The sequence below is a fragment of the Microbacterium sp. AZCO genome (genome assembly GCF_039614715.1).
Lineage (GTDB): Bacteria > Actinomycetota > Actinomycetes > Actinomycetales > Microbacteriaceae > Microbacterium.
This window is the reverse complement of record NZ_CP154857.1, coordinates 2,213,494-2,233,477: the sequence shown is the minus strand read 5'-3', so window position 1 is coordinate 2,233,477 and position 19,984 is coordinate 2,213,494. Positions and strand designations below refer to the sequence as shown.

19 protein-coding genes and 1 tRNA gene are annotated in these 19,984 nt (G+C 70.3%); 13 read left to right on the top strand and 7 right to left on the bottom strand.

All coding sequences use genetic code 11. From position 1 onward, the window contains the following. The first annotated feature begins 12 nt into the window (after window positions 1-12). The 3 genes from AAIB33_RS10415 (at window position 13) to AAIB33_RS10405 (ending at window position 3,941) form a co-directional block, all read left to right on the top strand. Window positions 13-762, top strand: a complete 750-nt coding sequence (locus AAIB33_RS10415) for an ABC transporter permease (protein ID WP_345799897.1) — start codon at window positions 13-15, stop codon at window positions 760-762. A 234-nt stretch (window positions 763-996) separates the two neighbouring features. Beyond that, window positions 997-3,450 (top strand): family 43 glycosylhydrolase, encoded by a 2,454-nt coding sequence (locus AAIB33_RS10410; protein WP_345799896.1) that lies wholly within the window; start codon window positions 997-999, stop codon window positions 3,448-3,450. 95 nt (window positions 3,451-3,545) lie between these two features. Next, entirely contained in the window at window positions 3,546-3,941 is a 396-nt protein-coding gene (locus AAIB33_RS10405) for a hypothetical protein (protein WP_345799895.1), read from the top strand. A gap of 50 nt (window positions 3,942-3,991) precedes the next feature. Here AAIB33_RS10405 and AAIB33_RS10400 read toward each other — a convergent pair whose 3' ends face one another. Further along, the gene (locus tag AAIB33_RS10400; protein ID WP_345799894.1) at window positions 3,992-4,951 is read right to left on the bottom strand and encodes an EamA family transporter; all 960 of its coding nucleotides are present in this window, start codon (window positions 4,949-4,951) and stop codon (window positions 3,992-3,994) included. A gap of 53 nt (window positions 4,952-5,004) precedes the next feature. On the opposite strand from AAIB33_RS10400, the gene AAIB33_RS10395 reads away from it, so the two are divergent. Both AAIB33_RS10395 and AAIB33_RS10390 read left to right on the top strand, forming a co-directional pair. Continuing rightward, window positions 5,005-7,281 (top strand): efflux RND transporter permease subunit, encoded by a 2,277-nt coding sequence (locus AAIB33_RS10395; RefSeq protein WP_345799893.1) that lies wholly within the window; start codon window positions 5,005-5,007, stop codon window positions 7,279-7,281. A 37-nt stretch (window positions 7,282-7,318) separates the two neighbouring features. Beyond that, window positions 7,319-7,900, top strand: a complete 582-nt coding sequence (locus AAIB33_RS10390) for an isochorismatase family protein (protein ID WP_345799892.1) — start codon at window positions 7,319-7,321, stop codon at window positions 7,898-7,900. 36 nt (window positions 7,901-7,936) lie between these two features. On the opposite strand, the gene AAIB33_RS10385 is transcribed toward AAIB33_RS10390, so the two are convergent. Together AAIB33_RS10385 and AAIB33_RS10380 are read right to left on the bottom strand one after the other, a co-directional pair. Continuing rightward, window positions 7,937-8,380, bottom strand: coding sequence for a hypothetical protein (locus AAIB33_RS10385; protein WP_345799891.1), 444 nt, complete (start codon window positions 8,378-8,380; stop codon window positions 7,937-7,939). Then, window positions 8,380-9,567: a serine/threonine-protein kinase gene (locus AAIB33_RS10380; RefSeq protein ID WP_345799890.1), complete on the bottom strand. Its 1,188-nt coding sequence runs from the start codon at window positions 9,565-9,567 to the stop codon at window positions 8,380-8,382. The genes AAIB33_RS10385 and AAIB33_RS10380 overlap by 1 nt, the downstream gene beginning before the upstream one ends. Window positions 9,568-9,735: 168 nt before the next feature. Here AAIB33_RS10380 and AAIB33_RS10375 point away from each other — a divergent pair. Then, window positions 9,736-9,808: transfer RNA gene (locus tag AAIB33_RS10375), tRNA-Lys, on the top strand. Window positions 9,809-9,882: 74 nt separating this feature from the next. Here AAIB33_RS10375 and AAIB33_RS10370 read toward each other — a convergent pair. Together AAIB33_RS10370 and AAIB33_RS10365 are read right to left on the bottom strand one after the other, a co-directional pair. After that, window positions 9,883-11,040, bottom strand: a complete 1,158-nt coding sequence (locus AAIB33_RS10370; protein WP_345799889.1) for an SLC13 family permease — start codon at window positions 11,038-11,040, stop codon at window positions 9,883-9,885. A gap of 60 nt (window positions 11,041-11,100) precedes the next feature. Further along, window positions 11,101-11,766 (bottom strand): fasciclin domain-containing protein, encoded by a 666-nt coding sequence (locus AAIB33_RS10365; RefSeq protein ID WP_345799888.1) that lies wholly within the window; start codon window positions 11,764-11,766, stop codon window positions 11,101-11,103. A gap of 193 nt (window positions 11,767-11,959) precedes the next feature. Between AAIB33_RS10365 and AAIB33_RS10360 the strand changes: the two genes are divergently transcribed. From AAIB33_RS10360 to AAIB33_RS10330, 7 genes are all read left to right on the top strand, one after another. Beyond that, window positions 11,960-13,675 (top strand): cytochrome c biogenesis protein DipZ, encoded by a 1,716-nt coding sequence (locus tag AAIB33_RS10360; protein ID WP_345799887.1) that lies wholly within the window; start codon window positions 11,960-11,962, stop codon window positions 13,673-13,675. Window positions 13,676-13,718: 43 nt separating this feature from the next. Then, complete coding sequence (gene sigK / locus AAIB33_RS10355; protein WP_345799886.1) at window positions 13,719-14,318, top strand: ECF RNA polymerase sigma factor SigK; 600 nt, start codon at window positions 13,719-13,721, stop codon at window positions 14,316-14,318. Then, window positions 14,315-15,205, top strand: coding sequence for an anti-sigma factor (locus AAIB33_RS10350; RefSeq protein ID WP_345799885.1), 891 nt, complete (start codon window positions 14,315-14,317; stop codon window positions 15,203-15,205). The genes sigK and AAIB33_RS10350 overlap by 4 nt, the downstream gene beginning before the upstream one ends. Window positions 15,206-15,307: 102 nt before the next feature. Continuing rightward, window positions 15,308-15,655 carry a helix-turn-helix transcriptional regulator gene (locus tag AAIB33_RS10345; RefSeq protein WP_345803418.1) on the top strand — a complete coding sequence of 116 codons (348 nt, stop codon included), beginning with the start codon at window positions 15,308-15,310 and terminating at the stop codon, window positions 15,653-15,655. Between the two features lie 112 nt (window positions 15,656-15,767). Further along, complete coding sequence (locus AAIB33_RS10340; RefSeq protein ID WP_345799884.1) at window positions 15,768-16,172, top strand: VOC family protein; 405 nt, start codon at window positions 15,768-15,770, stop codon at window positions 16,170-16,172. 170 nt (window positions 16,173-16,342) lie between these two features. After that, window positions 16,343-16,978: a DNA-directed RNA polymerase subunit beta gene (locus tag AAIB33_RS10335; protein ID WP_345799883.1), complete on the top strand. Its 636-nt coding sequence runs from the start codon at window positions 16,343-16,345 to the stop codon at window positions 16,976-16,978. A 205-nt stretch (window positions 16,979-17,183) separates the two neighbouring features. Beyond that, window positions 17,184-18,071: an aminodeoxychorismate lyase gene (locus tag AAIB33_RS10330; RefSeq protein ID WP_345799882.1), complete on the top strand. Its 888-nt coding sequence runs from the start codon at window positions 17,184-17,186 to the stop codon at window positions 18,069-18,071. A gap of 16 nt (window positions 18,072-18,087) precedes the next feature. Here the strand turns inward: AAIB33_RS10330 and pstB are convergent, their stop codons facing one another. Both pstB and pstA read right to left on the bottom strand, forming a co-directional pair. Continuing rightward, on the bottom strand, window positions 18,088-18,867 hold the full coding sequence (gene pstB, locus AAIB33_RS10325; protein ID WP_345799881.1) for a phosphate ABC transporter ATP-binding protein PstB: 780 nt from the start codon (window positions 18,865-18,867) through the stop codon (window positions 18,088-18,090). 13 nt (window positions 18,868-18,880) lie between these two features. Continuing rightward, on the bottom strand, window positions 18,881-19,984 hold the full coding sequence (pstA, locus tag AAIB33_RS10320; RefSeq protein WP_345803417.1) for a phosphate ABC transporter permease PstA: 1,104 nt from the start codon (window positions 19,982-19,984) through the stop codon (window positions 18,881-18,883).

Sequence of the window (19,984 nt, the reverse complement as noted above, 5' to 3'; positions counted from 1 at the left end):
TAGGCTCCGACCGTGGATCTGCCAGCCGACCTCGGCCCGACCATCGTCGGCGTCGTGGTCCTCGCGGTCATCACGACCGTCGTGCTCGCGGCATCCCGCATCCCGACTCCGTGGGCGCCGGTCGTGGCCATCCTCCGCGGGGCGGTGCAGCTCGCGGTCGTCAGCGTCATCCTCACCGGCGTCATCACGAGCCGCTGGTGGATCGCCGTCGCTCTCGTCGTCATGTTCGCCGTCGCGACAGCGGTGGCGACCGGCCGTGTCCGCTGGTCTCTGCGCGCGGTGCTCATGATGTCCACGTCGATCGCGGCCGGCGTCCTTGCCGCAACGACGACCGTCTTCGCCACGGGTGCCCTGGAGCTGACGACGCGGTACGCGTTGGCCATCGGCGCCATCGTCATCGGCAACGCCATGAGCATCGCCACGCTCACCGGCCGCATGTTCACAACGGCGATCGTCGACCACTGGGATGAGGTCGAGGGATGGCTCGCGATCGGCGCGACGCCGCGGGCGTCCACTCTGCTGCTGGCGCGTCGCGCCGTGCGCGACGCCCTCGTGCCGGCGATCGACCAGACCCGGACGACGGGACTCGTCGTGCTGCCCGGCGCATTCGTCGGCGCCATCTTCGGCGGAATCTCGCCGATCGAGGCGGGTCGGTTCCAGATCGTCGTGCTCGCCGCGATCATGGCGGCGGGTTCGATCACCTCGGTGCTCATCGTGACCTGGATGGGACCGGTCCGGACGAAGCCGACGCCCCTGCGTTAGCTCGCCGCGGGATCCCGTCGTCGCGACCGTCTGGATCTGCACTGCACGCATTGCTTGCACATCGTTTACTGTGACCGCTAACATCCGAGGCACCGCCAACGAAGTCGATTGTCGGAGCTGCAGTCTGCTCCTCAGTCTCCGGCTGCAGTCCAGCCGTTCGCTGCGCGGTTCCAACGTTGTATCGACATGACGTGCGCGCGGCCGAAGACGGCTGCGGCACAGCAAGGAGCAGGGATGCAGAAGCAGAGATCACGGGCGTTGCTCACGTCGCTGATCGCGGTGCTCATCGCCGGCGTGGCGCTCACGGGCGCGCCGGGCGCGGCGGTGGCAGCGGATGACCCGGTCGAACTCGTGACGAACGGGAACATCGAGGGCGGAACAGCGCCGTGGATCGCGCAGGGAACGACAGCGAATCTCTCGCTGGGATACTCGACGCGCCACGCGGGCGCGATGTCGCTCAAGGTCAACGCGCGCACGGCGAACAGCGACGGCGCCAATCAGCCGATGACCCGACTCATCGCGGGGGAGTCGTACTCGACTTCGGCCTGGGTCCACTTCCGTGACGCAGGCGACTCCACCGTCACCTTCGCCCTCACGCTGCGCGACGGCGCCGGCCACACGGTGACCCTCGCGCAGGCGCCCGTCGTCAAGGGGAGCACGACCGACACGCTCCTCTTCACGCAGATCGCCGGCACGTTCACCGCCCCCGCCACGGGTTTCGACCTCAAGACGGCGCGGCTGGGCATCGAGACCGTGGGGGCGACGGTCGTTCCCGACATCTTCTTCGTCGATGACCTGTCGCTCATCGGGAAGCGCGCGCCCAACCCGCCCAAGCCGGTCGGCAACGCCGCCCCCGCGAAGGCGATCGGGAACGCGAACCCGCTGATGGACTACGAATACGCGGCCGACCCGTTCGCGATGGAGTACGACGGTCAGGTCTACGTGTACATGACCTCCGACGCCTACCGGATCGGTGCCGACGGCAAGGCCGAATACGGGTACGAGACGAACGCTGACGGCGACATCCTCGACAACTCGTACAGCCAGATCAAGACCATCACGGTGATCTCGTCTCCGGACATGGTGAACTGGACCAACCACGGTCAGATCAAGGTCGCCGGAAAGAACAACGGCTTCGGCGTCTCGTCGTGGGCGAGCAACTCGTGGGCACCCTCCGCGGCGCACAAGACCATCAACGGCGTCGAGAAGTTCTTCCTGTACTACGCGAACAGCGCGGGCGGCATCGGCGTGCTCACCTCGAACACTCCGGTCGGTCCGTGGACCGATCCGCTCAACGGGTCGGCGCTCGTGTCGTCCAGCACGCCCGGCGTCAACAACCTGGCCGGTGCGAACAACGTCGTGTGGCTCTTCGACCCCGCCGTGCTCGTGGACGACGACGGGACCGGATACCTGTACTTCGGCGGCGGCGTGCCGACGGGGCAGAGCGACTTCCCGAAGACCGGCCGCGTCATCAAGCTCGGTGCCGACATGACCAGCGTCGACGGCTCGGCTGCGCTCGTGAACGCCCCGGCGCTCTTCGAGGACTCCGGCATCCACAAGTTCAACGGCAAGTACTACTACAGCTACTGCACGAACTTCACCGCGCGTCCCAACGGGCTCGTGATCGACGGCCAGACGCGCAACGTCGGCACGGGCAATATCGCGTACATGGTGTCGGACTCGCCGATGGGGCCCTTCACCTACGTCGATCAGATCCTGCCCAACCCGGCGAACTTCTTCGGAGTGGGTGGCAACAACCACCACGCCATCTTCGAGTTCAAGGACAGCTGGTACATCACGTACCACGCGCAGACCGTGTTCAAGAAGTTCATCGACGACGGCCAGTTCAGCGCACCGAAGGGGTACCGCTCGACGCACATCGACAAGATCTCGATCGCGCCGGACGGCACGATCAGCCCCATCACGATGACTATGGCGGGTGTGGACCAGGTCTCCGACCTCGACCCGTACACGCGGATCGAGGGCGAGACGATCGCGTGGGACTCCGGCCTGCGTGATCCGTACACCCCCACCACGGGCATCCGGACGGAGTTCCTCGGAACGACGAACGACCAGGGCATGAAGCTCACCAACCTGCACGGCGGCGAGTGGACCGCGCTCTCCAACGTGGCGTTCGGGGAGAAGGGCGCCGCGTCGGTCAGCTTCCGGGCGGCGGCGAAGGCCGGCGGCCAGATTCAGGTGCGGCTCGGCTCGCCGACCGGCCAGGTCGTCGGAACGGTCGACGTGCCGGCCGGGAACGGGTCCTCGTACGCCGACTACTCGGCCGACCTCACCGGTGCGACGGGAACGGCGGACGTCTTCTTCACCTATGTGGGGTCGGCATCCGAGGCTCTGTTCGACGTCGACTACCTGTCGTTCGCGGAGGCGTCCGCGCGCATCGAGGACGGCGTCGCGGTCACGGCCGTGGGTCGGTGCGTCGCGGGCAAGGCGACCCTCGGAGTGACGGTGAGCAACACCAATGCGACCGCGGTCACCACGGTGGTCAAGACGTCCTACGGGTCGAAGTCGCTGACGATCCAGCCGGGCAAGAGCGCGTCCGCGGCATTCACGACGCGCGCGTCCGGTTATGGACCCGGTGAGGCGACCGTGGAGGTCTCGGGAGTCGTCGACGGCCACTCGGCGACGGGGACGGTCACGACGTCTTACCCGGCCTACACCTGCGGCTGACCCGAACAGAACGAGCGGCTCGGGCGGGGCGAGCGATCGTCCCCGCCCGGGCCGCTCGGCTGTCCGGCGAAACGGGTCGGGTAGGCTCGGACCCGATGGAGCATGCGATCGACGCCGTGATCGAGATCTTCACGTGGGTCGGCATCGGCGCGGGACTCCTCCTCGGCCTCCTGGCGCTCATCCTCAAGCTCGCCGACGGCACCTGGCTCACGGCCCGCGCCGTCGTCGAGCACGGCGACGTCAGCACCGTCGTGCGCTGGTTCGACGAGGACGGCGGCGTCAACGGCGCGGTCCTGACCCACGAGCAGGCGCACCAGATCGGCGACCGCGACATGGCGGACATCTTCTACCGCCGCGGTCGGGCCAATCGCATGCGGCTCACGCACGGCTCACCGGCGGTCCGTGCCGTCGCGCTCCTCGCGGGCGGCCTCCTTGCGCTCGGGCTCATCGCGATGATCGTCTCGTGGGTGCTGCTCTTCGTCCGCGGCTGACTCAGGGGATGGATGCCGCGCCCGCGGCATGAATCGGGCCTCCGCGCCGCTCAGGCCAGCGCGAGCATGGCGCCGGCCGCGAGGGCGAGGCCCAGGCCCAGCCACTGCACGCCCGCGATGCGCTCGCGCAGCACGACGGACGCGAGCAGGATCGTGCCGGCGGGATACATCGCCGTGAGGGCCGAGACGATCGCCAGGTCGCCGAGGCGCAGCGCGAAGACCATGGCGACGTTCGCGGTGGCGTCGAGGGCGCCGCAACCGGCGGCGAGCCACCACGCGCGGGCGGCCGCCGCGCGGGGTGGGGGCGAGGGCGTCTCGTCCGCGTGCTCGAGGTCCGCGTGCCCTGTCGGCGTCGCGCCGAGGCGAGCGCCGGCGGCCGCGAAGACCGACGACGCCCGTCGTCCGCCCCGCACGGCCGCGAGAGCCAGGATGCCGACGACGGCAGACGTCAGGACGGTGCTCACCGACCGGTTGACGATGAGCGGCACGAGCCCGCTCTCGGCGCTCGTGCGGTCGATGACGATGAGGAAGGCGCCGATCGCGAGTCCCGCCCCCACCGCGAAGAGGAGTCCGCGTAGGCTCGGCCGCACGGCCTTCTCGCCCGGGATGAATCCGACGAGCACGACGGCGACGAGCGCGACGCCGAGGCCCGCGTAGCCGATCCCCGAGAGTGTCTCGCCCTCGATGAGCAGACCCCACAGGATCGGTGCGACAGCCGAGACGACCGCGGTGAGCGGTGACAGGATGCTCATCGGCCCGATCGCGAGGCATGCGTAGAGCAGCACGATCGCGATCGCGCCCGTGAATCCCGAGAGGATGCCCCACCCGATGTCGGCCGGGATCCAGTCCCCGCCGATGGCCGGATAGGCCACGACGAGCAGCACGAGGCCGGTCGCGGCGGCGACCGCTGTCACGACGATGGAGCGGAGCCTCCTGGCTGCGAGGCCGCCGAGGAAGTCCGCCGATCCGTAGACGAGCGCTCCGGCGAGCGCGACAACGGGGGCGAACACCCGATTCAGCATACGGTCGAGCGAAAACGGAGATTGCTAGATAAGCTAGCGATATGTCGACCCGCCGCGAGCTCCGCACCCCGCACCACGCCGACCGCACACCCACGCGCTGGCTGCGGATCGGCATCCCCGTTCTGCTCATCCTCGTGTGGCTCGTCGGCGGTTCGATCGGGGGACCGTACTTCGGCAAGGTCGACGAGGTCTCGACGAACGACCAGTCGACGTATCTGCCGCAGAGCGCGGACGCGACCGAGGTGAGTGAACGCCTTCCGGACTTCCTCGGCAACGACACGATCCCCGCGCTCGTCGTCGTCGAGAGCGACACGGCGCTCACCCAGGCGCAGCTGGCGGACCTGCAGACGATCGCCGACGACATCGCGAAGCTCGACGGTGTCACCGAGGACGTGTCGCCGCCGATCGTCTCGGAAGACGGCGAGGCGGCCCAGCTGTTCGTGCCGATCGACGCGAGCGGTGAGGTCGGCGACACGGTGGAGTCGATCCGCACGCTGCTCGACGACGACCTTCCGGACGGGCTTCAGTCATGGGTCACGGGTCCCGCGGGCTTCACGGCCGACCTCGTCGAGGGCTTCCTCGGCATCGACGGGCTCCTGCTCGGCGTGGCGCTGCTCGCGGTGTTCATCATCCTCGTGATCGTCTACCGCTCGCCGCTGCTGCCGATCCTCGTCCTGCTCACCTCGACGTTCGCCCTCTGCGTCGCGCTGCTCACGGTGTGGTGGCTCGCGAAGGCCGGCATCGTCGTGCTCAACGGCCAGGTGCAGGGCATCCTGTTCATCCTCGTGATCGGTGCGGCGACCGACTACGCGCTGCTGTACGTCGCGAGATTCCGCGAAGCGATCGCCGATGGCGAGCGGAGATGGGATGCCGCGACCCGCGCGTGGCGCGGAGCGTTCGAACCGATCCTCGCCTCGGGCGGCACCGTCATCGCGGGGCTCCTGTGCCTGCTGCTCTCCGACCTCGCCACGAACCGCGCACTCGGCCCGATCGCCGCGATCGGCATCGCGTTCGCCGTGCTGTCGGCGCTCACGTTCCTCCCCGCTCTGCTCGCGGTCTTCGGCCGCTCGGCGTTCTGGCCCTTCATCCCGAAGGAGCCCATCAAGCCGCTGCCGGACGACCTCACGCAGCCGGTGAAGGGCTTCTGGCCGCGTCAGGCGCGGCTCATCGCCCGGCGCTCGCGGCCGGTCTGGATCATCAGCACGATCGTGCTGCTGGTCGCCTCGGCAGGCATGCTGCAGCTCAAGGCCGACGGCGTGCCGTCGAGCGACCTCGTCCTCGGCTACTCCGAGGCGCGCGACGGCCAGGACGTGCTCGCCGAGCACTTCCCGGCGGGGTCGGGCAGCCCGGTCTACGTCATCGTGCCGCAGGACCAGCTCGCCGACGCGGTGACCGTGCTCGACGACAGCGACGGCATCGACACGGTGGCCGTGGCATCCGCCAACTCGCCGACGGGCCAGGCGACCGTCGAGGTCAAGGACGGCGAGGCCGTGCTGACCGCCCAGGGCCCTCCGGGGACGCCGGCGCCGGAGCCGACGGTCTCGGACGGCGACGTCCTCGTCATCGGCACCCTCACCGACGCGGCCGACTCCGTCGCGGCGGAGGAGACGGTGATCCAGCTGCGCGCAGACCTCGACGAGCAGCTCGGCGAGGGGACCGCCGTCGTCGGCGGAGTGACGGCGACCGACATCGACTCGAACGCGACGTCGATCCGCGACCGCACGCTCATCATCCCCGTCGTGCTCGGGGTGATCCTCCTGATCCTCATGCTGCTGCTGCGGGCGATCCTCGCCCCAGTGCTGCTGATCCTGAGCGTCATCCTGTCGTTCGCAGCGGCGCTGGGGGTGAGCGCGATCGTCTTCAACCTCGTGTTCGGCTTCCCCGGCGCGGACCCCGCCGTGCCGCTCTACGGATTCGTGTTCCTCGTCGCCCTGGGCGTCGACTACAACATCTTCCTCATGTCGCGCGTGCGGGAGGAGTCGCTCGGTCATGGCACGCGACCCGGCATCCTGCGCGGCCTCGTCGCAACGGGCGGCGTGATCACCTCCGCGGGACTCGTGCTCGCGGCGACCTTCGCCGCGCTCGGGGTCATCCCGATCCTGTTCCTCGCGCAGATCGCGTTCATCGTCGCGTTCGGCGTGCTGCTGGACACCTTCGTCGTGCGCTCGCTGCTCGTCCCCGCGGCGACGTACGACATCGGGCGCGCGATCTGGTGGCCCTCACGACTGTGGCGGAAGGATGCCGTGCACGAACTCCGCACGTCCGAGGCCGCCGCACCCCGGGAGGCCGTGACGAGCGAGTCGCACGCCGGATCGTGAGGAGTTGGTGCACGGGCGCTCGGCGTACGCTCGAGGGATGAGCAAGGCACTGTTCATCGTCGACGTCCAGAACGACTTCACGGAGGGCGGCGCGCTCGGCGTCGCGGGCGGTGACGCCGTCGCCGAGCGCATCACCCGCTTCCTTTCAGCGCACGCGGGGGAGTACTCGGTGATCGTCGCGTCGCGCGACTGGCATGACGCCGACAACGACAACGGCGGCCACTTCGCGTCGGGCGAGCCCGACTTCATCGACACGTGGCCCGTGCACTGCGTGAGCGGCACGGCGGGCGCCGAGTACGACGAGGGGCTCGACACGGGGGCGGTGACCCACCACGTCAAGAAGGGGCAGGGAAGGCCCGCCTACTCGCTCTTCGAGGGCACGACCGACGCGGGCGAGCGCGTGAGCGACCTGCTCGACGCCGCCGGCGTCGTCGATGTCGACGTCACGGGGATCGCGACGGACTACTGTGTGCGAGCCTCTGCCCTCGACGCCATCGAGCACGGGCGGCACGTCCGCATCCTGACCGACCTCGTCGCGGGCGTCGCGGCCGAGACGAGCGACGCCGCGCTCGCCGAGCTCGCGCACGCCGGTGCGGAGCTCGCCGACTCAGGGGTGTAGGTCTGCGGCATCCCTAGCCGGCGGAGACTGGGCGCGTCAGCCCTTGTCCTTGCCCTTGCCCTTGCCGCTGCCGCTGTTCTTGCCCGGGCCGCTCTTGTCGTTGCCGCCGCCGCTGCCGCTCGTGTCCTGGGTCGTGGTCGCCGGGGTGTCGGCGGTCGTCGCGACGGGCTCCGGCGTCGGTGCCGGCGCAGTGAGCGCGGCGAGATCGGCGCGCACGACCTCGATTGCCGACTGGATGCGCGCGGCGCGCGCCGCGGTGACCTGGTCGTGCTGGACCGCGTCATCCAGCTGCGACTGCAGTCCGTCGAGCTGCGTGACGGCGGCGGCGGCGTCGCCGTCGGCGGCCGCCTGAGCGATGCTGACGACGGATGCCTGCATCCGCGTCGCCGTCGCGTCCGTGACCGAGGGGGTGGATCCGCAGCCGGCCAGCGAGAGGGCGAGCACGATCCCGGCGACGGGTGCGATCAGGCGCGCGCGCATCAGGGCGTCACCGTCTCGAGGAGGTCCTGGAGGTGCGTTCCGAGCGGCTCCTGGACGGCGGGAAGGGTGGGTATCGGCTCCGGCTCTGCCGAGGTGACGGCGGCCGCGACCCCGATGGCGAACGCCGCTGCGATGACGAGCGCGACGATGCCCGCGAGGATGAGCGCGACACGGCCCCGCTTGGGCGCGGGCTCGGAGTGGTGCGCCGGAGTCGGTGACAGCACCTCGGTCGGCGGGGCGGGCGGCGGATCCGGCAGCGGGGGCGGCGCGGGGATCGCCTCGGGAGCGGTGGCGGCGGGGTCCATGAAGGCCGCGAGCACCTCGCCGGTGGAGGGATGCCGCTCCCGGAGGGCGGTGCCGGCCAGGGCGACCTGGAGCGCCGTCGGACGACGTGCGGGGTTGGACGCGGTCATGGCGGTGAGCATCGCGCGCCACGTTCCCGGTAGATCGTCGGGGATGCTGGGGGAGACGGCGAGGCGTGCGAGCACGGCTTCGTGCCCGACCGCATGAGGGAAGGCGCGGGTGCCGGTGAGCGCCTCGAGCAGCACGAGTCCCAGGCCGTAGATGTCGGCAGCGGGCGACGGCTTCTCGCCGCGCAGCTGCTCCGGCGCGAGGTAGGCGGCCGTCCCGATGACCGTGCCGGGGGAGGTGACACGCGTCGCGTCGAGGAGGTAGGCGATGCCGAAGTCGGTGAGCTTCGCGCGGAACTCCCGATCAGGGAGGGGTGACGGCCACAGGAGCACATTGGCCGGCTTGATGTCGCGGTGGACGATGCCCCTCTCGTGCACGACATGCAGGGCCTCGGAGAGGTCGACCGCGAGCGCGGCGACCTCGTCGGGCGGGAGCGGACCGCCGGCGTCGAGGCGGTCGCGCAGGGTCTTGCCCTCGACGAGCTCCATCACGAGATAGCTCGGCTTCTCGGCCGAGATGTGCGCGTCGTAGAGCGTCACGAGCGACGGGTGGCTGAGGCCCGCGAGCAGTGTCGTCTCCGACCGGACGCGGTCGCGTGCCGGCGTCCCCTCCGTCGGGCCCCGCATGACCTTGATGGCCACGGGACGCTCCAGTGCGAGGTCCTCTGCGCGGTAGACACGCGCCATCCCGCCTTCGCCGATCGTCTCGTCGAGCCGATAGCGGCCGTCGAGGATGTCGCCGGTGCTGACGCCCGCGGCAGAGCGCAGATCGGTCATGTGTCGTCGATCCGTTCGCTGTGGGCCGGTCGGGCACCGGCGAAAGCTCCCATGGGGTGGAACCTACCCGCGCGCGCTGCCCTCCCGGAGGCACTTGACTTGCCTCGCGACGCGTGGAAGACCCGCCGGACGACCCAATCGATCCGGCCAAGTAGGCTTGTACGTCGCGGGCCTCTAGCTCAGTCGGTAGAGCATCGGACTTTTAATCCGCGGGTCGTGGGTTCGAGCCCCACGGGGCCCACGCGTGGAATCGGCGCCCTTCCGGGGGCGCCGATTTCGCGTAGACGCCTGCCGTCGAGGACGCCGTGGGGTCTCTCACCTCCACGCGAGCGGGAGGACGCTCAGCGCGACCGTCAGCGGAGCCGCGACCAGCCCGAGCAGTGCGAACCGCCCCCACGAGACGGTCACTCCCACGGCGCGGAGACGCTCGTGCCAGAGCAGGGTCGCAAGCGACGCCCAGGGCGTGATGAGCGGGCCGGCGTTGACTCCGATCAGGAGGGACGCGAGCCGGGCCGGCGAGTCGGCGACCCCCTCCAGGGCGAGGTAGGCCGGCAGATTGTTCACGGCGTTGGCGCCCAGCATCCCGACCCCGGACAGACGCCACAGCTCGACGGGGTCGTCACCGCTGCCGCTCAGCGCCTGCAGTACGGTCTGCGCGCCGAGCGACTCCAGCACGCCGACGGCGAGGAAGAGCCCGCTCGCGAAGACGATCAGCTGCCACGGCAGCAGCGAGAAGCGCAGCGCGCGGGGGAACCGCCAGGCGTAGAGCACCCCGAGCACGACGGCGGCGGCGAGGGCCGGCATCCACGGGGGGATGCCCGAAACCAGCAGGGGCAGGAGCAGCACGACGACACCGCCCGCGCACCAGGTCAGCACCCGGTCGCCGATGACCGGGCCGGGCGCCGGAGAGAACCGGCCGCGCAAGCGACGGCGGAAGACGATCCACAGCAGGGCGACCGTGACGCCGATCGCGATGAGGGCCGACGCTCCGAGCAGGGCGACGAACGAGCGGGCGTCGCCGCCGAACGACTCGACGGCGAGCAGGTTCGTGAGGTTCGAGACCGGGAGTGCGAGTGAGGCCGTGTTGGCGAGCCACACCGTGGTGAATGCGAAGGGGAGCGGATCGAGACGGTGGGCGCGGGCGACCGCGATGACGACGGGAGTCAGGAGCACGGCCGTCGTGTCGAGCGACAGGAACGCCGTCGCGACCACGGCGAGCGCCACGACGAGCAGCCATAGCAGCCACACTCGTCCGCGGGCGAGCCGGGCGAGGAAGGCCGACGCGAGATCGAAGACACCTGCGAGCGCGGCGAGCTCCGCGACCACGGTGATCGCGAGCACGAACAGCAGGATCGGCCAGACCCGATCCCCGATCGCGAGCACGTCCGCGGCCGGCATGACGCCGAACGCCACGGCAGCCCCGCTCACGAGCAGGAGGACTGCTCCGATGATGGTGATCGGCACGTCACCCATCCTGCTGTGCGCCGGGCACGGAAAAGGGGCGCCCGCGCAGGACGCCCCTCATCCGCTGGATCACTGGGCCGGCGGCATCAGCACCGTGTCGATGAGGTAGACGGTCGCGTTCGCGGTCTGAACACCGCCGCAGATGACCTTGGCGTCGTTGACCATGAGGTCGTCGCCGCTGCCCGTCACCTCGAGGTCGGAGCCCTGCACGGTGGTGTGCGTGCCGACGATGTCGGAGGGTTCGATCTGGCCGGGGACCACGTGGTACGTGAGGATCGACGACAGCGTCGCCGAATCCGTCTTCAGAGCCTCGATCGTCGCGGGATCGATCTTGGCGAAGGCGTCGTCGACGGGCGCGAACACGGTGAACTCGCTGCCGTTGAGGGTGTCGACGAGGTTCACGTTGGGGTTGAGCTGTCCGCTGACGGCCGAGACGAGCGTCGTCAGGAGCGGGTTGTTGGATGCCGCGACCGCGACCGGGTCCTGCGACATGCCCTGGATCGAGCCCGCGCCGTCCGGCACGGCGGCGGCGTAGTCCTGGCAGCCGGGGCCGACGAGGTTGGCGGCCGGGTCCATCGTGTCCATCGTCTCCGACGGGGTCGACTGCGTCGTCGGCGCGGAGGACTCCATCGAGTCATCCGATCCGGCGCTGCTGCCCGAGCAGGCGGAGAGCGCGAGGGCCGCCGCGAATGCGAGCGACAGGCCGGCGGCGAGGTGGGTCTTCTTCGTGAGCATGAGTTCCTCCGTGATCGAGGCCCGCACGGGCCCTGTGTGGACACCCCGGTGCTCCGGGTGGTGCGCCGCGAAGGCGGCGTACATGGGGCTGTTCGAGACTCCCGCCGGATCGGATTGGAAACTTCCCCGGCGAATTCCGGGCCCAATCCGAACCCGACCTCGGCGCGAACAACCGGCAGATCAGGGAGGGCTCGTGTCGCTCGTCATCATCGGACTGCTCGGCGGTCTCATCACCGGCATCTCGCCGTGCATCCTGCCCGTGCTGCCCGTCATCTTCCTCACCGGCGGTGCGCAGTCGGCGCGGTTCGAGGGGGAGCCGGCTCCGGCATCCCGAGCCCGCCCGTATCTGGTGATCCTCGGGCTCGTGACGAGCTTCACGATCGTCACCCTCGCAGGCTCCCTCGTGCTGGGGGCGCTGAATCTGCCGCAGGACGTCATCCGCTGGATCGGCATCGCCGTGCTCGTGCTCATCGGCGTCGGGCTCATCGTGCCGAAGGTGGAGCAGCTGCTCGAGCGGCCGTTCCAGTGGATCCCGCGCCGCGAGGTGTCCAACCGGGGGAGCGGCTTCGGGGTGGGCCTGGCGCTCGGGGCTGTCTTCGTACCGTGCGCGGGTCCCGTCCTCGCCGCCATCATCGTCGCGGGCTCGACGGGACGCATCGGGATCGACACCGTGCTGCTCACGGCGTCCTTCGCGGTCGGCGTCGCCGTGCCGCTGCTCTTCTTCGCCCTCGCGGGGCGCACGCTCATCGAGCGCATCCGCGCCTTCCGGACGAGGGAGCGGGGGCTGCGCATCGCGGCGGGGATCGCGATGCTCGCGCTCGCGGTCGGCCTCGTCTTCAACGTGCCGCAGCTGCTTCAGCGGCTCGTGCCCGACTACACTGCGGCGGCCCAGCGCGACCTGACCGACAACGACGAGGCCCGCCGGGCGCTCGACCTCGGCGGTCTCGTGACGGCCGAGAACGAGCAGCTCTCGCAGTGCACCAACGCCGCGACGGAGCTGGAGTCCTGCGGACCCGCGCCCGCGATCCGCGGCATCGACCAGTGGCTCAATACACCCGGCGGAGCGCCCGTCGATCTCGCCGATCTCCGGGGCAAGGTCGTGCTGATCGACTTCTGGGCCTACTCCTGCATCAACTGCCAGCGCAGCATCCCGCACGTCGTCGCCTGGGACCGTGCATACCGTGACCTCGGTCTCGAGGTGATCGGCGTGCACTCGCCCGAGTACGCGTTCGAGAAGGATGCGGCGAACGTCGCCGCCGGTGCGCGCGACTTCGGCATCACCTATCCGGTGGCGCTCGACAACGACCTCGCGACCTGGACGGCGTACCGCAACCGCTACTGGCCCGCGCACTACCTCGTCGACAAGGACGGCGTCGTGCGTCACATCGCGTTCGGCGAGGGGAACTACGCGGCGACGGAGAAGCTCATCCGCGAGCTGCTGACGCAGGCCGATCCGGATGCCGCGCTCCCGCTGGCGACGGAGGTCGCCGACGACACGCCGCAGGTGGGCTCAACGACGCGCGAGACCTTCCTCGGATCGTCGAAGGACGTCAACTTCGCCGGCGCCGAGCGCTACGGCCAGGGCTCGGCCGACTTCGCGCTTCCCGCCGACCAGCCGGCCGACTCCTTCGCCCTGGACCGAGGGTGGACGATCGCGACGCAGTACGCCCAGCCGTCGGGACCCGGCGGAGGCGGCATCCGTCTCCGCTTCCACGCCGATCAGGTGCGAATGGTGCTCTCGGGCGAGGGCGAGGTGCGGGTGCGCCTGGACGGGGGAGCGGAGAGCGTCGTGTCGGTGTCGGGGACGCCGCGCTCCTACGAGGTGGCGCGCGGAGTAGGGGGCCGGGATGCCGTGCTCGACGTGACGGTGTCGCCCGGCGTCGCAGTCTACTCATTCACCTTCGGCTGAAACAGCCGCGCGGATCGACTAGGGAGAAGGGAGCGGCTGCGGCATGCTGATGGATGTGGTGATCGATGGAGTGGACGTCCCGGACGAGGGCGCCGTCGTCGACCACGTCGCCGACCTGCTCGTCGAGGTCGCCGCGGGCGGGCAGACCGCCTTCGCGCGCCTCTACGACCTCATGGCCCCGCGTGTCTTCGGCCTCATCCTGCGCGTCCTCGTGGATCGCGCGCAGAGCGAGGAGGTGCTGCAGGAGGTGTTCCTCGAGGTGTGGCAATCCGCCGAGCGCTTCGCTCCGAACAAAGGACAGGGAAGGGCGTGGGTGCTCACGATCGCGCATCGTCGTGCTGTCGACCGGGTTCGGTCGTCGCAGGCGAGCGCCGACCGCGACACGCGCGTGGGCCTTCGCGATCTCGACGTCCCGCATGACGGCGTGGCCGAGCAGGCCGAGCTGCGCATCGAAGGACGCCGGGTCGCACGGGCCATCGCGGCACTGCCCGAGGTCCAGCGAGAGGCGATCACACTCGCGTATTACGGCGGGTACAGCCAGAGTGAGATCGCGGCCCTCGTGGGGTCGCCCTTGGGAACGATCAAGACGAGAATGCGCGACGGGCTGTCGCGCCTGCGTACAGAGCTGGGGGTGACGGCGTGAACGTGCATGAATTCGCCGAGCTGGCCGCCGGCCACGCTCTCGGCGCCCTGACGATCTACGACGAGCGCGCCTTCCAGGAGGCGCTCGCCCAGCACCCGGAATGGGCGGGGATCCTCGATGCGGATGCCGCGACCGTCGCCGAGCTCGCGGAATCCGTCGCCGAGGTCGAGCCGCCGGCGCGCGTGCGCGCCGCGCTGCTCGCGCAGATCTCCGGCGCCGACCGGCATGCCGTCGAAGTCACGGCGGACGTCGCGGACGCGATTCCGGATGCCTCGCCCCTCGTCGCGCCGCCGCTCGAGGACCCGGCTCTCGAGCCGCTCGAGGACCCCGCTCCGGAGCCGTTCGGGGCGGCCGCGGAGCCGGCCACCGTGCGCGACGTCGTCGAGCCGCCCACCTCCACCGAGGCGATCCAGACGGCGGCGAGGCGCACCTGGACGCGCGGGCTGCTCGCGCTCGCGGCATCCTTCGTCCTCCTGATCGCGATCGGGACGGGCGTCGCCTATCTCGGCGACCGACTGCGCGAGCCGGCGGACGTGCGCGCCCTCAACCAGATCGAGGCGGCCGCCGATTCGCAGTCGGCGACCGTGCAGGTCGAGGGCGGCGGAACGGCGACGGCGCACTGGTCGCCGTCGTCCGGCAAGGCCGTGCTCGTGACCGACGGGCTCGACGAGGCCGGCGCGAAGCAGACCTACGAGCTGTGGTTCGTGCGCGGCGGCACGCCGGTCTCGGCGGGCGTCTTCGACACCGATCGCGCGGGCGACGCCACGACGCTCCTCGACGGCTCCATGCAGGCCGGCGACACCATCGCCGTGACGGTCGAGCCCGCGGGCGGTTCGCCGACAGGGCAGCCGTCGTCGGATCCGATCCTCACGATCCCGACCGCGTGACGTCGGGCCCGCCCGACGTCCGACCCGGCCGGTAGCCTCGAGGTCGTGGCATCCGCGCAGACCGCTCAGACTCTCGTCCACCTGCGGCGCGCGCGCGATCTCATGGACCGCGACTACGCCCTGCCGCTCGATGTGCCGACGATGGCCGCCAAGGCGCTCATGTCGCCCGCGCACTTCTCGCGAGAGTTCAAGGCCGCCTACGGTGAGACGCCGTACTCGTACCTCATGACCAGGCGCATCGAGCGGGCGATGGCGCTCCTGCGGGCCGGAGCCTCCGTGACGGATGCCTGCACCGCCGTCGGCGCGACGTCGCTGGGCTCCTTCAGCTCGACGTTCACCGAGATCGTCGGCGAGACACCCTCGTCGTACCGATCGCGGCCGCACGACGCGGCCGAGGCGATGCCGCTGTGCGTCGCGAAGATCCTGACGCGGCCCACACGCTACGCCTGAGCGCCTGCGCCTTGCGCCCTGCCCCTGGGCGCTGCGCCTGCCCGACAAGCCTCTGGCGAACCGAGCAGGATCGGAGAAGCACCCGGGGCTGACGCGTCCTAGCGTGGCATCCATGACCGTTTCACTCGCTTACAGCCCCATCACCGTTGACGACGTCGAGGCCGCGATCCCGTTCTACCGCGACGGACTCGGCCTCGAGGTCGCCAACGACGTCTCCTACGACGGACACCGCTGGGTGTCGTTCGGCTTCCCCGGTCAGGCGGGCCTCGCGCTCGTCGTGTCCGACCCCTCGGCGGGCCGCTCGCCGGAGGACGGCGATGCGCTCACGCGCCTCGTCGTGAAGGGCTCGGGCCCCGGCCCGTACGTCTTCACGACCGACGACCTCGACGCGACCTTCGAGCGACTGCGCGCCTCGGGCGCGGAGGTGCTGCAGGAGCCGATCGAGCAGGCGTGGGGGCCCCGGGATGCCGCCTTCCGCGACCCCGCCGGCAACCACATCCGGATCAACCAGGCCTGACGATGTGCCTGCCGTGGATGGCGGCGATGCGCGACCAGGCCCGGGCGGGAGCCCGGGTGCTGGTCGCCGCCGGGGGTCAGGAGTCGGCGGAGAGTCGGGGGCCGGCTGCGGCCGAGGAGGAGGCTGCGGCGGAGGCCCGGGTGCTGGTCGCGGCCGGTAGCCTGGATCCGGTGAGCGACTCCAGGGACTTCCACAAGCCGGTGCGGCGACCCGCGGAGCTCTTCGACCGCCTCTTCGCGGCGGAGGATCCCGCCGAGGTGTCGCGCGTCGCGCACTCCACGGCGCAGGCGCTCCTCACCCGCGTCCGCCAGGACCCCGATGGCGAAGTCGTCGACCGGCTCGTCGCGTTCACCGACGAGCACGGCATCGACGACATCGCGGAGCTTTGGTCGCGCTCGCCCGCCAAGACCCTGCCGGGGGCGCTGTGGCGGCTGTACCTGCTGCAGCTCATGATCCACGACGATCCCCAGACGGCGGCGCTCCTCTACGAGCGGGGTCGCACCGAGCTGCGCTCCGCCGATCCCGTCGTCGCCGGGGCGCCGGTTCCCGCCGGCCCCGACGAGCTCGTGACGCTCGTGGACACGATCCTGCGGGGTCTGTTCGAGGGGGACTTCGCCGTCGCGCTCGACCGTGCCGCGGCGTTCTCCCGCGTGCAGGCGTCCGGCGCGACGCACCTCGCCGACGACTACGAGCGCACCGAGCCCGAGCGCGCCTCGGCGTTCACGACGCGGGCTCTGCGGCTGTCGGACTACGCGGCCGACCTTTCGGCGTGCGCGGCGCTATGGCGACGGGACGCCCTGACCTGAGTTTCCGCGGGCGGCCGGCTCTGCTCGCCTGGTGGCCGGCGTGTCCAGGGTCGATTTCGGACGATCGGAATACACACGGCGCGGGCTCCGTTACACTGGCATAGCCGGGCCGCAGTAACCCCGGGCTCCATCTTCTGCCGCTTTGAGCGGCCTTGCGCCGAGAGGCGTTCTGCGGCCCGGCAACTTCTTTCTCTAGGCTCGGATCATGGCTTGGCGCTTCGCCCTCATGATCGACCCCGCGGCATCCGACGATCCCCGCACCGACTTCTCCGGCACGTTCCGGATCATCGATCCCGCGACACCGGCGCTGAGCGTGGGGGAGCTGAGCACCCAGCGCGGCGACGGCATCTTCGAGTCGATCGGCGTCGTCGACGGGCACGCGCAGGAGGTCGGCCCCCATCTGGAGCGCCTCGCGCACTCCGCGCAGCTGTGCGACCTCCCTGCGCCCAATGCCGCGCAGTGGCGCCAGGCGATCGAGCTCGCGGCGGCCGAGAGCCCAGCCGAGGGCGAGGGCGTCATCAAGCTCATCCTGAGCCGCGGAGTCGAGCACGGACCCGCGCCGACGGCATGGGTCACGGTCGCGCAGGCCGCCGACAACACGACGGCGCGCACCCGCGGCATCCGCGTCGTCACCCTCGACCGCGGGTACGACAGCGGCGCACCCGCGCGCGCCCCCTGGCTGCTGCTCGGCGCCAAGACCCTCTCGTACGCCGTCAACATGGCGGCGCTGCGCGAAGCGCGGCGCAGGGGAGCCGATGACGCGATCTTCGTGTCGAGCGACGGACTCGTGCTCGAGGCGCCCACGGCGTCGGTCGTGCTGCGCTTCGGCGACCGGTTCGTCACGCCCGAGCCGACGGGCGCGATCCTCCACGGCACGACGCAGCTGAGCCTGTTCGACCACCTTCGGGCGGAGGGCCACGACGTCGGCTACGAGACCATCCCGGTCGCCGACCTCGTCAAGGCCGACGCGGCGTGGCTCCTCTCCAGCGTGCGCCTCGCCGCCCCCATCACCGAGGTGGACGGCATCGCGATCCCCGTCGACGCCGGCCTGACGGCATCCATCAACCGCTACCTGCTGAGCCCCCGCGACTGATCCAGCCCCTGAGGGCTTATCCGAAGCGACCCGACACGTAGTCCTCGGTCGCCTGCACGGACGGCGCGGTGAAGATCGTCGGGGTGTCGGCGTACTCGATGAGCTTGCCGGGCTTGCCCGTGCCGGCGATGTTGAAGAACGCCGTCTTGTCGCTCACGCGCGAGGCCTGCTGCATGTTGTGGGTCACGATGACAATCGTGTAGTCGCTCTTGAGCTCCTCGATGAGGTCCTCGATCGCGAGCGTCGAGATGGGGTCGAGCGCGGAGCAGGGCTCGTCCATCAGCAGCACGTCGGGGGAGACGGCGATGGCCCGTGCGATGCAGAGGCGCTGCTGCTGTCCGCCGGAGAGCCCGGCGCCCGGCTTGTCGAGGCGGTCCTTGACCTCGTTCCAGAGGTTGGCGCCGCGCAGCGACTTCTCGACGAGGTCGTCGGCGTCGGTCTTGGAGATGCGCTTGTTGTTGAGCTTGACCCCCGCGAGCACGTTCTCCTTGATCGACATCGTGGGGAACGGATTGGGGCGCTGGAACACCATGCCGACCTGGCGACGCACGAGCACGGGGTCGACGCCCGGCGCGTACAGATTCTCGCCGTCGACGAAGACCTCACCCTTCACGTGTGCGCCGGGGATGACTTCGTGCATGCGGTTGAGCGTGCGAAGGAAGGTCGACTTGCCGCAGCCGGACGGGCCGATGAACGCCGTCACCGAGCGGGGGGCGATCTCCATGGAGACGCCTTCGACGGCGAGGAAGTCGCTGTAGTAGACGTTGAGGTCGTTGACGTCGATGCTCTTGGACACGTGAGGTGCCTTTCTAGCGGGTCTTCGGCGCGAACACGGTCGCGATGATGCGGGCGATGAAGTTGAAGATCACGATGAGGATGACGAGCAGCAGCGCCGCGCCCCACGCCTGTGCCTGCGAGGCGGCGATGTCGGTCGTCGGGAAGCTGTAGTTCGTGTACGCCATGACGGCGAGCGTCTGCATCGGACCGTTGAACGGGTTGAGGTTGAGCGCGTCGGTGTAGCTGGCCGCGATGAAGATCGGGGCGGTCTCGCCGATGATGCGGGCGATCGCGAGGACGACGCCGGTCACGATGCCGCTCGCGGCCGTGCGCAGCACGACGCGGATGATCGTGCGCGACCGCGGCACGCCGAGGGCGAACGCCGCCTCGCGGAGCTCGTTCGGCACGAGCCGCAGCATCTCCTCCGTGGAGCGCACGACGATCGGGATCATCAGGACGCACAGGGCGATGGATGCCGAGAAGCCGGAGAACGCCTTCGGTCCGACGATGAGCGAGAACAGCGAGAACGCGAACAGACCCGCGACGATCGACGGGATGCCGGTCATGACGTCGACGAGGAACGTGATGGCGCGGCGCAGCGGGTTGTTCGGTTGCGCGTACTCGACGAGGTAGACCGCCGTCATGATGCCGATCGGCACCGAGATGAGCGTGGCGATGCCCGTGATGATGAGCGTGCCGACGATTGCCTGGAGGGCGCCCGGCTGGTAGGTGACCTCGAGCGTCTCGGGGTTGAACTGCGTTCCGCCCACGCTCGTGATGAACTGCCAGTTCACGACCGCGGCGCCCTGCACGATGACGGTCACGAGCGCCGAGACGAGCGGGATGACCGCGAGGAGGAAGGCGCAGATCACGAGGCCGCGCACGACCCGGTCGGTGGCCTTGCGCCGGTTCTCGACGATCGAGGACGCGATGGCGATGACGATCAGGTAGAGGATCGCCGTGAGGAAGAGCCAGAGGCCCACCGGGAAATCCTGCGTCAGGAGGAAGACGACCGCGGCCATCAGGGCGGCCGAGCCGACGGCGAAGATCGGCTCGACGAAGCGGGGGAGCCGTCCACTCTTGAGGGAGGAGCTCGCCGCGGGGGCGGTCTCGGGGGCGCGCAGCTGCGGGGTCAT

What these genes read in the sequence shown, in the direction of transcription:
- pstA (WP_345803417.1), bottom strand. Translation starts at nt 19,984, where the DNA reads ATGACCCCGCAGCTGCGCGCCCCCGAGACCGCCCCCGCGGCGAGCTCC.
- AAIB33_RS10405 (WP_345799895.1), top strand. Translation starts at nt 3,546, where the DNA reads ATGGAGCATGCGATCGACGCCGTGATCGAGATCTTCACGTGGGTCGGC.
- AAIB33_RS10370 (WP_345799889.1), bottom strand. Translation starts at nt 11,040, where the DNA reads ATGGGTGACGTGCCGATCACCATCATCGGAGCAGTCCTCCTGCTCGTG.
- AAIB33_RS10410 (WP_345799896.1), top strand. Translation starts at nt 997, where the DNA reads ATGCAGAAGCAGAGATCACGGGCGTTGCTCACGTCGCTGATCGCGGTG.
- sigK (WP_345799886.1), top strand. Translation starts at nt 13,719, where the DNA reads ATGCTGATGGATGTGGTGATCGATGGAGTGGACGTCCCGGACGAGGGC.
- AAIB33_RS10395 (WP_345799893.1), top strand. Translation starts at nt 5,005, where the DNA reads ATGTCGACCCGCCGCGAGCTCCGCACCCCGCACCACGCCGACCGCACA.
- AAIB33_RS10330 (WP_345799882.1), top strand. Translation starts at nt 17,184, where the DNA reads ATGGCTTGGCGCTTCGCCCTCATGATCGACCCCGCGGCATCCGACGAT.
- AAIB33_RS10340 (WP_345799884.1), top strand. Translation starts at nt 15,768, where the DNA reads ATGACCGTTTCACTCGCTTACAGCCCCATCACCGTTGACGACGTCGAG.
- AAIB33_RS10380 (WP_345799890.1), bottom strand. Translation starts at nt 9,567, where the DNA reads ATGACCGATCTGCGCTCTGCCGCGGGCGTCAGCACCGGCGACATCCTC.
- AAIB33_RS10390 (WP_345799892.1), top strand. Translation starts at nt 7,319, where the DNA reads ATGAGCAAGGCACTGTTCATCGTCGACGTCCAGAACGACTTCACGGAG.
- AAIB33_RS10345 (WP_345803418.1), top strand. Translation starts at nt 15,308, where the DNA reads ATGGACCGCGACTACGCCCTGCCGCTCGATGTGCCGACGATGGCCGCC.
- AAIB33_RS10385 (WP_345799891.1), bottom strand. Translation starts at nt 8,380, where the DNA reads ATGCGCGCGCGCCTGATCGCACCCGTCGCCGGGATCGTGCTCGCCCTC.
- AAIB33_RS10365 (WP_345799888.1), bottom strand. Translation starts at nt 11,766, where the DNA reads ATGCTCACGAAGAAGACCCACCTCGCCGCCGGCCTGTCGCTCGCATTC.